Origin of the sequence: Lawsonibacter sp. JLR.KK007, from assembly GCF_036941135.1 — a bacterium.
Taxonomy (GTDB): Bacteria; Bacillota; Clostridia; order Oscillospirales; family Oscillospiraceae; genus Lawsonibacter.
In genome coordinates this window covers 848717-863300 of the sequence record NZ_JAYWSY010000003.1, presented here as the reverse complement: position 1 = coordinate 863300, position 14584 = coordinate 848717, and the positions used below count along the sequence as shown (strand labels likewise).

General features: G+C 59.2%; 13 protein-coding genes. 12 read left to right on the top strand and 1 reads right to left on the bottom strand.

Annotated elements, in window-relative coordinates; genetic code table 11:
* Window positions 1-30 precede the first annotated feature (30 nt).
* The 4 genes from VV088_RS22380 to VV088_RS22365 all read left to right on the top strand — a co-directional run bounded on the left by VV088_RS22380 (window position 31) and on the right by VV088_RS22365 (window position 3944).
* A complete protein-coding gene (locus VV088_RS22380; protein ID WP_334602855.1) occupies window positions 31-711 on the top strand; it encodes a hypothetical protein in 681 nt (226 codons plus the stop codon).
* 4 nt (window positions 712-715) lie between these two features.
* A complete protein-coding gene (locus VV088_RS22375; protein WP_334602854.1) occupies window positions 716-1258 on the top strand; it encodes a phage tail tape measure protein in 543 nt (180 codons plus the stop codon).
* Window positions 1259-1332: 74 nt separating this feature from the next.
* Window positions 1333-3414: a phage tail tape measure protein gene (locus VV088_RS22370; protein ID WP_334602853.1), complete on the top strand. Its 2082-nt coding sequence runs from the start codon at window positions 1333-1335 to the stop codon at window positions 3412-3414.
* The gene (locus VV088_RS22365; RefSeq protein WP_334600442.1) at window positions 3411-3944 is read left to right on the top strand and encodes a phage tail domain-containing protein; all 534 of its coding nucleotides are present in this window, start codon (window positions 3411-3413) and stop codon (window positions 3942-3944) included. The genes VV088_RS22370 and VV088_RS22365 overlap by 4 nt, the downstream gene beginning before the upstream one ends.
* A gap of 138 nt (window positions 3945-4082) precedes the next feature.
* Here VV088_RS22365 and VV088_RS22360 read toward each other — a convergent pair whose 3' ends face one another.
* Entirely contained in the window at window positions 4083-4256 is a 174-nt protein-coding gene (locus tag VV088_RS22360) for a hypothetical protein (RefSeq protein WP_325293600.1), read from the bottom strand.
* 84 nt (window positions 4257-4340) lie between these two features.
* Between VV088_RS22360 and VV088_RS22355 the strand changes: the two genes are divergently transcribed.
* The 8 genes from VV088_RS22355 to VV088_RS22320 all read left to right on the top strand — a co-directional run bounded on the left by VV088_RS22355 (window position 4341) and on the right by VV088_RS22320 (window position 14537).
* On the top strand, window positions 4341-5120 hold the full coding sequence (locus VV088_RS22355) for a phage tail fiber protein (RefSeq protein WP_334600440.1): 780 nt from the start codon (window positions 4341-4343) through the stop codon (window positions 5118-5120).
* A 2-nt stretch (window positions 5121-5122) separates the two neighbouring features.
* A complete protein-coding gene (locus VV088_RS22350) occupies window positions 5123-5821 on the top strand; it encodes a hypothetical protein (protein ID WP_334600439.1) in 699 nt (232 codons plus the stop codon).
* On the top strand, window positions 5818-7857 hold the full coding sequence (locus VV088_RS22345) for a phage tail protein (protein ID WP_304965849.1): 2040 nt from the start codon (window positions 5818-5820) through the stop codon (window positions 7855-7857). The genes VV088_RS22350 and VV088_RS22345 overlap by 4 nt, the downstream gene beginning before the upstream one ends.
* Window positions 7858-7868: 11 nt before the next feature.
* On the top strand, window positions 7869-10469 hold the full coding sequence (locus VV088_RS22340; RefSeq protein ID WP_334602852.1) for a hypothetical protein: 2601 nt from the start codon (window positions 7869-7871) through the stop codon (window positions 10467-10469).
* 370 nt (window positions 10470-10839) lie between these two features.
* Complete coding sequence (locus VV088_RS22335) at window positions 10840-11904, top strand: RNA-directed DNA polymerase (RefSeq protein WP_334600437.1); 1065 nt, start codon at window positions 10840-10842, stop codon at window positions 11902-11904.
* The gene (locus VV088_RS22330; RefSeq protein WP_334600436.1) at window positions 11880-12713 is read left to right on the top strand and encodes a Rho termination factor N-terminal domain-containing protein; all 834 of its coding nucleotides are present in this window, start codon (window positions 11880-11882) and stop codon (window positions 12711-12713) included. The genes VV088_RS22335 and VV088_RS22330 overlap by 25 nt, the downstream gene beginning before the upstream one ends.
* Window positions 12714-12732: 19 nt before the next feature.
* Window positions 12733-13182: a phage holin family protein gene (locus tag VV088_RS22325; RefSeq protein WP_334600435.1), complete on the top strand. Its 450-nt coding sequence runs from the start codon at window positions 12733-12735 to the stop codon at window positions 13180-13182.
* Entirely contained in the window at window positions 13179-14537 is a 1359-nt protein-coding gene (locus tag VV088_RS22320; protein WP_334600433.1) for a phage tail tip lysozyme, read from the top strand. The genes VV088_RS22325 and VV088_RS22320 overlap by 4 nt, the downstream gene beginning before the upstream one ends.
* Window positions 14538-14584: the final 47 nt, after the last annotated feature.

Here is a 14584-nt window from a genome sequence, read left to right as displayed (position 1 = left end):
GATTATTGCCATAGAAAGGAGCCGCCGCGCATGGCAAGGACAATCTCGACAAAACTCGCCGTCGAGGGTGAGGCCCAATATAAACAGGCGATCGCCGCTTGTAATTCCGAACTGTCCACGCTCAAGTCGGGCCTTGCGCTCGTGGAGAGCGAATTTCGCGGAAACGCTAACAGCATGGAGGCCCTCACGGCCAAGGGGGCCGCCCTGGATTCCATGTATAAAAAGCAACAGGAGAAGGTCTCCACCCTGGAGGCCGCCCTCCGCAACGCCCAGCGGGCACAGGAGGAATACTCCTCCCGGGTATCCACGGCACAAAGCAATATAGAGCGGTGTGAGCGGGCCCTTGAAACCTTGCGGAGGTCCACCGGGGACACCTCCAGAGAGCAAGAGGCCCTCACAAAGGAACTCGACAAATGGAACGCCGAACTTGAGGAGGCCCAGGCCGGACAGGCGGCGGCGGAGCGTGGGGTCCAGAACTGGCAAAAACAATTAAACGGAGCAAAGATGGAACTCAACACTTTATCCGACGAGATAGGGAAAGAACAACGGATATCTCGAGTGAGGCAAGGGCAAGCGCCGACGGGTGCGCGGAACTCCATAGACAAATACGGGAAGGAGACAAAAAAGCAGGAGAGGAGTCCGGAAATTCGGCGAAAGAGCAAAAGCGCATCGACAACCTCGCCACCGTATAGCGGCGGCGGGAATCGCTAAAACCGTGAAGGAGATCGCAGACACTCTTATGGAGTGTGCAAAGGCCGCAGAAAGCTTTGAAACTTCTATGGCGAAGGTCTCCACACTGGCAGATACAAGCGTCGTCCCATTGGAAACCCTCAAAACGGAACTTGTGACCTTGTCCGGCGAGACAGGCGTCGCCGTGGGGGCACTGGCCGAGGCGGCCTATCAAGCCCTCTCGGCGGGTGTGGATACGGCGGACGTTGTGAACTTTGTCGCCACGGCCACAAAGACCTCGGCGGCGGGCTTTACGGAGGCGTCGACGGCGGTTGACGTTCTGACAACCGCGATCAACTCCTACAAGCTGGAGGGAACAGAGGCCGAGCGCGTGGCTTCTATGCTCGTAAAGACACAGGACGAGGGCAAGACCTCCGTCGGAGAGCTGGCCGCCAACATGGGCCGCGTGATCCCGTCCGCCGCCGCCTACAACGTAAGCCTCGAAAACCTGACGACCGCCTATGCGATCCTCACAAAGGGCGGTATGAAATACGGCGATCTCGACGACGAACCTCGGCGCTATGCTTGACGAGCTGGCAAAGAACGGCTCCAACGTGGCCGGGATTCTGGAGGATCAAACCGGAAAGAGCTTCTGCCGAACTCATGGCGAGCGGGTCCAATCTCGGGGACATTATGGCGATCCTCTCCGATAGCGCGAACGGGGACGCGACCGCGTTCTCCAACCTCTGGAGTAGCACCACGGCGGGCAAGGCGGCCCTCTCCCTCCTCAATACCGGGGCAGAAGAATTTGACCGGACCCTCGGCGTTATGGCGAACAGCTCCGGGGCCGTCGACCGCAATTTTCAGATCATGGCGGATACAACGGAGTTTGCACACCAGCGAATGACAAACGCCGCGGAAAATCTGAAAATCGCCGTCGGAGACCAATTAAATCCGTCACTTGAAAGATTGTACGACGTAGGGACGGACGCTTTCACATGGGCGGCAGATTTCGCAAACGAACACCCAGCGGTCGTGAAAGCTGTTGCGGCGGTTGTCATAGGGCTCGGCACACTTGCGGCGGGAGTTACTGCCGTGGTAGCGGCAACTGCCGCGCTTGATGTGGTTATGGAGGCTAATCCGATAGGGTTGATTGCGGCGGCCACCGTTGCGGCTGTTGCCGCCGTCGGCGCATTTGCTTTTATGATGACCTCCGCGAGCGAGGAAACAAAAGCCTTTACGGGGTCACTCCAGGAGACAAAGGCGGCCTATGAGGAATTGTCCGAGACAATGGAGGCGGAGCAGGAGTCCACCGCCGCAAGCGCCGCCGCACTGGAGGAACTCCTCGCCGTAGAGGAAAAGTCCGCCGCACAAAAGGCGGCGATCTCTGAACTCGTAAACCAACTAAACGAAAGCGTCCCCGGGCTCAATCTCGCCTATGACGCGGAGCGGGACGCCCTGGAGGGCCTCACCGCCGCCGAGGTTTCGGCTATGGTCGAAAAGGCCGCCGCACAAGAGGAATATGAGGCCCAGGTCGCCCGCTTGTCTGAACTCTACACAGAACAGTCGGAAATATCCGCCCGCCTGGAGGAGGCTCAAGAGGCATTAAACACCGCCCAGGAAACAGGCTCCGGGAACACCAGGACACTCCAAAATGATATTAACGAACTCACCGCCGCCCAGGAAGAAAACGCCGCACAGATCGCGGAACTGGAGGAGGCGTCCCGGGAATACGGGGAGAAACAGGCGGAGGCCGCCGCCAAAACCCAGGAAATGACCTCCCGCGTGGAGGATATAACCGCCAAAATGGAGACCCTCCAAGCGGCCTATGAGGAAAGTTATAACGCCGCTATGGAGAGCATAGACGGACAACTCGGCCTCTTTAATGAGCTGGACGGATCGGCGAAAACCTCCATTGACAACCTGATCGGGACCCTACAAGGACAGGTCTCCTATATGGAAACCTACGCGGCCAACATTCAAAAGGCTATGGAGCTCGGTGTGGACGAGGGCTTAATTAAAAAGCTGTCCGACGGCTCCGAGGAGTCCGCGCAAATTTTGGCGGCCATTGTGGAGGGCGGCGAGGAGGATATAGCTGCCCTCAATGAACAGCTCGCAAAGGTGGAGAAGGGCAAAGAGGCGTTTTCCGAGACCGTGGCCGAAATGGAAACCGATTTTTCGGATCAAATGGAGGAACTTGTCCGGGACCTGGACGACGCGATCCAGGATATGGACCTATCCGACGACGCCTATCAGATCGGCGAAAACAATATGCAAGGGCTCATAGACGGAACGGCCAGTAAAAAGGCGGAGCTCGTGCGGAAGTATGCCGAAATGGGCCGCGCCGCCCTCGCCGCCTACAAGAAGGAGGTCGAACAAGCCTCCCCCTCGAAGAAATTCAACGAGGCGGGCCGCTTTGATATTCAAGGCATTATAAAGGGCGCGGAGGCAGAAAAGGCCAACCTCGCGGAGACCTACGCAGACGCGGGCCGGACCGCTTTGTCGGCTATGGAGAAAAGCCTCCCCTCCAGCGTGGAGGAACCGCCAACCTCGGCGGCCATCAACAGACAGACCGCGGCGATCGTGGCGGCGGTCCGGGGCCAGGACGGCGGAACAACTGGAGGTATCACTATCTATGTGGACAAGCTGGAGGTCCGGGACGATTCCGACGTTGAGCGGGTCGCCCGGGAACTCTACTATCTCACGGAACAGAAAAAGAGGTCGAGAGGAGGCGGCAGTTTATGAGCGGTTTTTCTTTCCGGGGCGTCCATAGTAGCAAATTCGGAATTTATACACAGGACACGAGCCGGATCATTCTCCCCCCGCGGCGGGAGGGAAAGGTCGTGATCCCGGGCCGCTCCGGCTATTATGACGGCGTGGCCGGGAATGTGTACGACGAGCGGGCGGAGACGATTCATTGTGCGTTTAAGTGCCCGAAAGGGAAAACCGTCCCGGAGGTATGCCGGGAGATCGCCTATTGGCTGTCCGGCACCGGGCGGCTCGCCTACGATAAAGAGCCGGATAAATACTATACGGCCCGTATCTCCGGCGGGCCCCCTATGGCGCAACACCTTAAATACGGGGAGTTTGATCTCACGTGGAACTATAACCCGCCTTTTGCCCTCGGGCGGACCGTGACCCAGCCGATCACCTCCGGGGAGAACCCGGTCGACTACCGGGGCACAGCGGAGACCCCTTGCATTATCGTTTTGAGGAACCTCTCCGACGCGGACGTCCTCACCATCACTATAACAGCTATAAAAAGGAGTGTTTGACTATGGACAAAAACAAGATCAAAGAAACGCTCGAAAAGCAGTTACAGCTACTTTCCGAGCGTTCCGCAGAAACAAAAAATCGGGATTATATGGAACTTGCGAAACTATCCGAGTCTATGTGCTTGCTGGCAGAGACTATCAATCGGATTTGTCCGAGCGTTCCGTGAAACGCTTTTGAAGCGTTTCAATAAAATCCGCGATCTCGTTTGCGCTGTCTACGTCGATAGGGTATCTATCGCCGCGGGCCGCGCAAAGGATTTTAGCAATCTCGATTGAATTTGTGATTGCCGCGTTTTCGTTCATTGGAATCATTCGTATCACCCCCTTTTCTGGAAGAAAGTTTACCACAGAAAGGAAAGAGCGGCAACGGAGAAATGCGAAAAGGAGTGTTTAATTATGTACGCTTGCGACTACCTGGAAAATGGGATTTTGAACGCCCTCCGCGGCGTCACCTTTGCGGCTCCGGCGAAATGCTACCTTGCCCTTTACCTCAACGACCCAGGGGAAAGCGGCACGGCAGGAACAGAGGTAAGCTATACCGGATATAAGCGGATGGAAATTGACTTTTCCGCCCCGGCGGATTCCAACGGCGGGATCGGGGTCCAGAACCTCACCGACATTACTTTTCCGACCCCCGTCTCGGCGGCGGGCACCATTACCCATATCGGCGTCGTGGATTCCCTCACGGGCGGGAATATGCTCGCCCGGGGCGAGCTTGTGGAGCCCCTCATTATCGGGGCGGAGGAGCCTCCCGTATTCCTGGCCGGGGACGTGCTTTTCTATCTCACCGGGAACCTCTCCAAGGCGTGGAAAACAAAGGTTTTGAACGTCCTCCGGGGAAACTCTATCCAAGGGATCACACCCTATTTTTCCCTCTGGAACGGATCGCCGGAGTCCTCCGGCTCCGAGCTGTCCGGGGACAATTACCAGCGCGTCCCCCTCACATTCGGGGCCCCGACGGAGCAAACCTCCGGCCAGATTATCGCCCGCAACTCCCAGGCGGCGGCGTTTCCAAGGCCCTCGACCGCGTGGGGGACCTGGACCTATTCCGCCCTCTACTCCGCCGAGACCTCCGGCGAGCCCGTCTATATTAAGCCCCTGACGGAGTCCGTGGAACTCAAGCGCGGATATATGCCCACGATTGCGGAGGGGGCCGTGGAGGTAGGGATCAACTAATCATGTATAACGATAGACGGTATAGCCTCGCCCGGTACTCCGTCAACCAGGAGGCAAAGACGGTCGAGATCGCGGAGAGCTTTTCCGAGGCTATGGGGGCGGTTGCCGGGGCCGCGATCCCCGTTGATTTCCGGGACAAATACGCGGAGGCCCTCCAGGGCTCCGCGCGGGGGACGGTCTCTGTTATTTCCACGTTCTCGGCGGCTGACCGCCTATTTACGACGGCGAGAATGTCGGCGGACGTAGTGACACGGGCCGCCCTCTCCGAGGCCATCCAGGGCTCCATATACGGACAGAAGAACACGCCCGCGGCCCTGACCGTCCGGGACGTGCTGGCCGCCCGGGCCCAGGGCTCGAAGAATGTCCCCGCGCCCCTGGAGCTTGCGGACCGTCTCACCGCGGCGGCGGCGGGCTCGAAGAATGTCACGGCCTCCCTCAAGGTCTCCGAGGTCCTGACCTCCATGTTAGAGGCGACCTCACAGACCACGGAGCGGACAACCCTCCAGCTCACGATCCCGCCCGGGGGAGAATTGCGGATTGACAGCGAGCTTTTTCTCGTTCTCTTGAATGGGGAAAACGCCTTGCATACACAGTCCGGGGACTGGATCAACGTATCCCGGGAACTCCTCCGGCTCATTATCGAAAGCGCCTCCGGCGGCCAGCTCCGGGGACAGCTCATTTATACGGAGAGATACCTATGATAGAAATTTTTGATAAATCGCGGCGGCGGGTAGCGATCGCGGAGAACGCTCACGCCATTTCAGAACAGGAACGGATTAACGCCGTTTGGTATTTCTATTTTTCCCTCCCGTATAAGGACCCGAAAAATGAGTATTGCAAGCCCTTCTATTACGTCCGCCACAACGGCGGGGAGCTTTACCGGATCATGCCCGAGACCCTGACCGTGGACGAGTCCGGGAGCGTGGCCTATCAGTGCGAGCACGTCCTCGCAACTCTGATTGACAATATTCTTTTCGGGTATCACGTTGTCGGGAACCTCGGGACCTATACCCCCGACGTGATCCGGTACGTCCTGGATCACCAGCTTGTGAAAAATTGGGTCCTGGACGAGTGCGACTATAGAAACCAATTTGAATATGGGTGGGAGCAAGAGTCCCTCCTCTCCGCCCTATTTTCCGTGGCGACACCCCTCGCGGGCCCCTACATATGGCGGACAAATACGGCGGTTTATCCGTGGCGGCTGTCTCTCAAACGCCTGGACACCACGGGGCGCCCGGAAATGTACGTCCGGCGGCGGCACAATATGACAAGCTACCAGCGGAGCCGGGACCCTCAAAATATTGTGACCCGCCTCTATCCCCTCGGCTATGGCGAGGGCGTGAACCAGCTCGGGATCGGGAGCGTAAACGGCGGCGTCCCATACCTCCAGAGCCCGAAAGCAATCACGGACAAATACGGGATTATCGAAAGGGTATGGACGGATCGCCGCTATGAGGACCCGGCCTCCCTCAAGGCCGCGGCGGAGGCTATGCTCCGGGAGCTCCAGGAACCCGCCGTCTCCTATTCGGTCGGCTATCAGGAAATGACCGCCTCCGACTTTGACAAGGCCGAGGTCGGAAAACGCCTCCGTATGGTTTACCCGGAGATCGGGGAGAGCGTGGACACGTTCATAACAGAGATTAAGCGGGACTATGAGGACGCGGAGCGGTCCTCCCTGGTTGTGGCGAACAAGGAGACCTCGATCGCCTCCTCCCTGGCCGATATGGCGGACCGCCAGAGGATTGAGCAGACATACGCCCAGGGAGCAACCCAAATTTATAGCCAAGCCCTCCAGGCGAATTGTGACCGCTCCTCCGGGGCGGTAATGGACTTTTTCATCCCGGAGGAAATGCGGATTATAAACAAGGTCCTCGTCAAGGTGCGAATGACAAAATTCCGGGCCTACTCCAAGAGCACGGAGAGCGACGCCGCGAAGGTTGTCACCTCTACCACAAACGACGACCAAACCCGCACGAGCTCGGACGGGGGCCGGACCACCTCAACCACCACCACCAGCGACGACCAAACCCGTACAAGCTCGGACGGGGGCCGGACCACCTCGACCACCACAAGCGGCGGCGGACAAACCACCTCCAGCGGCGGCGGGGCCACCTCCAGCGCGACGGCCCTCGAAAGCTCGAACGTCCTCCCGAGCCAGACCACCGGGCAAGCGGTCCACAACCACGGCCTCCATAACGGAGTGCGGATTGCAATATATGGGGGCGTGGATGAAAACGGGGCCGTGATTGCGGACGGATACGAAGTATGGGTGGATTCCGGTGCCCATATCCACCCGGCCCACTCCCATACCATCCCGCCGCACACGCACACCGTAGACGACCACTCGCACAGGCTCACCATTCCGGCACACTCCCACACGACCACGATCCCCGGCCACTCTCACCGCGTCACCATCCCGGACCATAGGCACACGATCACGATCCCGGGGCACTCCCACAAGGTAACGGTCCCCTCCCATTCCCACAATATCACGCCGGGGATTTATCAATATGGGAACCCTCAAAAATTCGGGCTTTATATCAATGGGATAAAAAAAGCGGATTTCTCCGGGAGGACGGCGGAGCTTGATATTACGGACCTATTGACAGGCTCGGACAACATGATCCCCCGGGGGAGCTGGTTGTCCCTGGAGGTCCGCCCGGACGACCTCGCCTATATCAGCATTGATCTAATTGTCCAGGGCTTTATACAATCCCGCGGGGATAAAACAGTTTAGGAGGTTTTTCTATGGCAACAGTGCTCTATCCCGGTATTGCGTTTTCGCCGCAAGCCACCCTCACAAACAACCTCGGCGCGGCGGATACCATTATTGAGGTCTCGGACGCCTCGGCGTTTCCGCCCGCCCCGAACCTCGCTACCATTGGAACGGACGAGGAGGGAGAGACCATCCTCTACACCGCCAAAACGGAGACCGCCCTCTCCGGGTGCAAGCGGGGGGTCGAGGGTGCGGCCCGGGCCTGGACGGCGGGCGAGCTGATCGGGCGGAACTTCACCGCGAAGGATCACGCCGACCTGATCGCCGCCATTTCGGAGACCCGCGGCGCGGCCACGGCGGCGGCGGGCGCGGCAACGGAGGCGGGGGAGGCCGCAAAGGCCGCCCAGGACGCCGCAAGGGCCGCACAAGAGGCCGCAAGCGAGGCGGAGGGTAAAGCTACAGAGGCGGCGGAAACGGCGGAGAAAGCGGCCCAGGACGCGGGACAGGCAAAGAAGGACGCACAGACCGCGGCGGACGCGGCGGCCACGGCCCAGGGCGCGGCGGAGACGGCACAGACCGCGGCCACTTCCGCCTCCACGGAGGCCAGCAACGCGAAGAAAGAGGCTGGAGAGGCGAAAAAGACCGCGGACGAGGCCCTGGAGACCGCCCAGGCGGCGGGCGGGCTTTACCCTCAAATTATTGTGACCGTGGCGGCGGGGGCCGTTGTGACGTGCTCCAACGGCTCCAAGAGCTACGAGCAGACCTCCACGGGCGCGGCGGTCGTGTTCAATGTCCCGGATTATGGGACCTGGAGCGTCTCGGCGGAGCGGGACGGCCTCCCCTCGAACACCGTCGAGATCGTGGTGGACACGGCGAAGCAGTACGCCGCCGCCCTGGCCTTTTTCGAGTCCACGATTACCGTCAACGTGGAGGCGGGCTCCTCCGTGGTATGTGAGGGCGGCGGAAAAACGCAGACCAAAACCTCCGAGACGGGCTCCGTCGTCTTTACCGTCACCTCGGCGGCCACCTACACCATAACGGCCACCACGGGAGACGAGACCACAAGCGGGACGGTCCAGATCACCGCCTCCGGCGAGGCGAAAACCCTCACCCTTGAATATTTCCGATCCACGATTACCGTCAATATCGCCGCCGGGGCTTTTGTCACTTGTACGGACGGCAAGACCTCCCTCGAAGGGACCTCCAACGGCTCCGTCGTGTTTATGGTCCACAATGCGGGGACGTGGCAGATCACAGGCTCCATGAATGGAGAGACCACGAGCGGGACGGTACAGATCACGGCGGGCGGCCAGTCGAAAGTCCTCAACCTTGAATTTTTCTCCGCTACGATTACCGTCAACGTGGAGAGCAGCTCAACCGTCACTTGTGCGAAGGGCTCCAACACGCAGACAAAGACCTCCACGGGCTCCGTCGTCTTTACAGTAAAGGAGGCGGGCACCTACACCATAACCGCCACCAAGAGCGGACAGGAGGCGAGCGGGACGGTACAGATCACGGCGAACGGCCAGACAAAAACCCTCTCCCTCGCATATGTCCATATTTATAGCGCGGCATGGGACGGCTCCAGCACGACCAAGCTCACAAGAGGCGACGACGCGGCCCTCTTTACGGACCCCGTCCCAGCCGTGGGAAACGGGGCCGGGTCCTCCCCCTTTGACAACCGCCTACCGTGGTCCGGCATGACAAAAGTAACGGACGGGAATAACGTCCTTGTGAAAATTCCGAAATATTGGGTAAAGGTATCTCACGCGCCCTTTAAGGTCCAGATCGCGGACAAGGCGACCCCGGGCTATCAGGTTTCCCCGGCCCACCGGGACCGCGGGGACGGAGTCGGCGAGCGGGATGTTGTCTATATTGGCCGCTATGAGTGCGACGGCTCCTATATGTCCAGGAGCGGACAGGCCCCGAAAGTTTCGACGCCCCTCGCCACCTTCAGGAGCGGGATTCATGCCCTCGGCGCGGAGTATTGGCAAGCGGATATTGCTTTACATTTGACGTGGTGGTTTTTGTATATCGTGGAATATGCGGACTGGAACGGCCAGACGGCGATCGGACAGGGTAACGTAAGCTCCGGCGCAAAGATCAACACCGGGGCCACCGATTCCATGACCTACCACACAGGCCGCGCCGCGGGGACAGACGGCCAGACCGCCGTCCAGTATCGGAACATTGAAAACCCGTGGGGCAACGTCCGCGAGTGGAGAGACGGGATCATTTTCTCCGATACCAATATTTGCACCTATAACAACCCGGCTAACTTCTCCGACGCCTACAACGGGACCGGGGCCGTGGTGCGGAGCAACAAACGGGCCGCGTCGAGTGGATGGATCAAGGCATGGGGCCACGACACCAACGACCCGAGTTTTATTTATCCCTCGGAGATCGGCGGGTCCGAGACGACGTTCGTCCCGGATTATTGCTATTATAACGCCGGGGTCCGGGCCCTCAATATCGGCGGCACTATGGCTACGGCACCAACGCGGGGCCGTTCTGCCTCTACGGCTACAACACGCCCGCCAACACCTACGCCAGCCTCGGCTCGCGCCTTCAAAAGCTCCCTCGGGCGGCGTAGCCGCCGGGGGGACCGGGGGGTCGCAACCCCCCGGAGGTAACGATAAACACACATTGACGAAAAGGAGGGATACAAATAAAAAGGGACTGGCTACGCTATGCGACCGGGCTTTTTGGCTCCCGCGTCCCGGATTATTGCAATTATAACACCGGGGTCCGGGCCCTCAATATCGGCGGCAACTATGGCAACGGCACCAACGCGGGGCCGTTCTACCTCAACGGCAACAACACGCCCGCCAACACCAACGCCAACCTCGGCTCGCGCCTACTTATTCAAGACATAGTCTCACCGCGTAGCCTTTTCCGTACCGCTCGGTAAAAATTGCCGTAGGGACATGGTTTAGTAAGCCTTTTTGGTTTGAAAGACCGTGAGGTGAATAAGAAAATTTATTTACATCCGAGAGGCAAAACATGAAAAGAATAGGATTCCTCATGGAGAGGCTTTGCAAAAAGGAGAACGCCCTCCAGGCGATCGAGGAAATAAACGAGGATCGCAAAGACAATAAAACCGCTCAATGGGTGGAGCGGACGAAGGAGGAACGGGCGGAGGAGCTTTGCAAGATCGCCCGGAACTTCCACCCGAAACCCGCCCGGACCTTTGAGCGGTACGACCCCACCGCAGGGAAAACCAGGATTATCAACGAGCCCGCCCTCTGGCCGGACCAATATATCCACCACATGATCGTCCAAGTCTTAAAGCCCATCCTTATGCGGGGCATGGATTATTTTTGTTGTGGGAGTATCCCGGGCCGGGGCCCGCACAGGGAGAAAAAAGCGATTGAGAAATGGCTCGACAAAGACCGCAAGGGGACAAAGTACGGCGGCGAGGCGGATATTAAAAAATTCTATGATTCCCTATCTCCTCGCGTGGTTATGAGATTCCTTTGCAGGAAAATCAAGGACCGGGAATTTCTCGCCCTGATATGGAAGATCATCAAGGCCGGGATCAAAATAGGCTTTTATATTTCTCAATGGCTCGCTAACGCCGTACTTGAGCCCCTGGACCACTATATCCGGGAAAAGCTCGGTATCCGCCGATATGGGCGGTATATTGATAATTTTACTTTTTTCGGCCCGAACAAGAAAAGGCTCCACAAGGCGATCCGGGCGATCATGGAATACCTCGCCCGTATGGGCCTACGCCTAAAGGAAAATTGGCAAGTCTACAATACCCGAAAGCGCATGGTCGACGCCGTGGGGTATCGCATGAAACGGGGCTTAACCCTGATCCGCAAGCGGAACCTCCTCCGCCTAAAAAGACAATGCACACGGGCGAGTAAACGGATCGAGGCGCGGCGGCGGGTAGACCCGAAACAGGCCCGGGGGATTCTGTCCAGGGCCGGACAGCTTAAACATTGTGCGGGAAAGAAACAGTATGAAAAGCACGTCCTCCCGATCCGGCCAGTTTTGAAAAACGCCGTCCGGGAGGCGGACAAAAGGAGGAGAAACCTATGCTTGAATACACGATCGGCATAATGAGGGACGGCGGGCGGCCCCGCCGCTACCTCCGTATTAAATCCGACGAGGCGATCCAGGTATTGGACCCCGTCGTATCCTTCACAAGAGCACAGGAGGACAAAAGGAGCGTTTACGAGTGCATAATCGGGGCCCTGATTCACGAGGCCCAGGAAGGAGGCTTTTTCTATGAATGGTACGAGCTGGAGAGCGTCCTTGTGGAGGTGGACCACACCCTCCCCGTTGCCGCGACCGTCCAGCGCATGGGCCCGGAGGCCACGATCGCCGCCGCAAAGATCGCCCGCCTGACGTTGCCGGGGCTGGACCTCGACGACGGCCAGAGGATCGCGGTCTCCGCCCTTTATGAGGACTGGAGCCCCGGGGCCGCCTATAAGGTCGGGGACGTGCGGAACGCGGGCGGCCAGACGTGGGAGTGTTTCCAGGAGCACGACAGCGCGGTTTACCCGGACATTTCCCCGGAGGGGACCGCGTGGCGCACATTCTGGAGGCCCCTCCACGGAAACACGCCGGAGACCGCCCGCCCCTTTGTGGAGGTCCAGGGGGCCCATGATACATATAAGGCGGGCGAGTATATGGTTTGGACAGACGGGACCGTCCGGGAGTGTATCCGGGAGACGAGTTTCGGCCCGGACGACGACCCGGACGCCTGGAGCCTCCCGGACAAGCCCGCGCCCGCGGCGGCGGAGGCCGCAGACCTGGAGGCTATGACGATCCCCCAACTCAAAGAATACGCCAAGGAGCACGGGATCAGCCTCGCCGGGAAAACCCTCAAGGCGGATATTGTGGCGGCCATAAAGGCCGAGCTTTAAGAAGGAGGAACAAAAGACAATGAAAGAAAATATTTTTCGTGGCGTGATCGCCGCCGCCGTGGCCGGAGCCGCGGCATACTTCCAGGAACTCGCCCTCCCCGTGGCGGTCCTTTTCCTTGTTATGGTCGTGGACTATATCTCTGGCATGGTCCGGGCATGGACCCGGGGCGAGCTTTGTTCCCGCGTGGGAATTATGGGGATTGTAAAAAAGGCCGCCTATCTCCTGGCCGTCGTCGTGGCGATTGTGGCCGATTGGGTGGTACAGACGGCGGCGGGCCAGATCGAGGTCGATTTCGGCGGATTCTTCTTTTTCGGCCTCCTCGTGACAATCTGGCTCGTTCTCAATGAGTGTATTTCGATCCTTGAGAACATTTCGCAGATCGGCGTCCCGCTCCCGTCTTTCCTTGTGGCATTGATTGAAAAGCTGAAAAGTACCACGGAAAATAAGGGGGAGGAGTTGCTGAAATGACGGGGGCAGAAAGAGAAAACTATATCTGGAGCCGCCTCACCGCCGCGGGCTTGACGCCCGCGGGGGCGGCGGGGCTCATGGGGAACCTTTACGCCGAGAGCGGCCTCAACCCGGCGAACTTGCAAAACACCCACGAGAAAAAGCTCGGCCTCACAGACGCCGCCTATACCGCCGCCGTGGACGCCGGAACCTATACCAATTTCGCCGGGGACGGCGCGGGGTATGGCCTCGCACAGTGGACCTATAAGACCCGCAAGGCGGCCCTCCTGGCCTATGTCCGGGCGGCGGGTCGGTCCGTGGGGGACCTGGAGACACAGGTCGGTTTTTTGCTCCAGGAGCTCGCCGGGAGTTACAAGGGCGTCCTCTCCACGCTGAAAAGCGCCCAGGACGTCCGAACCGCCTCCGACGCCGTCCTCCTCCAGTTTGAGCGGCCCGCCGACCAGGGCGAGGCCGCCCGGGCCCGCCGCGCCGGGTACGGGAAAACCTACTTTGACCGATACGCTCCGGCGGACACCTCCGGCCTCATGCCCTCCGGCGTGTTTGTGGACAAGCTCCTCACCGTGGCGGGGAATTTCAAAACCCTTTATATCATGGGGTGCTTTGGGGCCCCTATGACGCCGGAGAACAAGGCGAGATATACCAAAAATCACGCCTACAATACAAGCGAGGCACAAAAGGCACGGATCAACGCCGCCTCCGCCGATACATTCGGCTTTGATTGCGTCAACCTCATAAAAGGGATTTTGTGGGGCTGGAGCGGGGACGTCTCCAAAAGATATGGCGGCGCAACCTACCCGACCGCGGCGGCATTTGCGGCGGGGGCTTGCCCGGACGTGTCGGCGGACGGCATGATTAAAATTTGTAAGGAGGTCTCCACCGATTTCTCCCGGATCGTCCCCGGGGCGGCGGTATGGGTAAAGGGGCATATTGGGGTATATATCGGGGACGGCCTCGCGGTCGAATGTACTCCGAAATGGAGGAACAAGGTCCAAGTGACCGCCGTCTCCAATATCGGGACAAAGGCCGGATACAACGCCCGCAAGTGGACCAAGTGGGGGAAAATCCCCTATATCAACTATGAGGAGGAGATCGAGAACATGAGCAAAGAGGAATTAAAGGCACTGATCCGGGAGACCGTCCGGGAGGTCCTCGACGAGGAAAACCCGATCTATAAGGATTTGAAGGACGTCCCGGAATACTGGAAACCCACCGCCGCGGCGCTCCTGGAGGCCGGAGCCGTGAACGGCGGAACCCCGGCGGAGGTATGCGAGACGGACCTCAACCTCCGCAAGGAGACGCTCAAGGCCGTGGTCGTGGCGGCCACATATCACGACGCCCGGGAGGGCAAGCAGTAGAAAAAAGGGCTGGAGGGTAACGCCTCCGGCCCTTTTCTTTGCTTTTG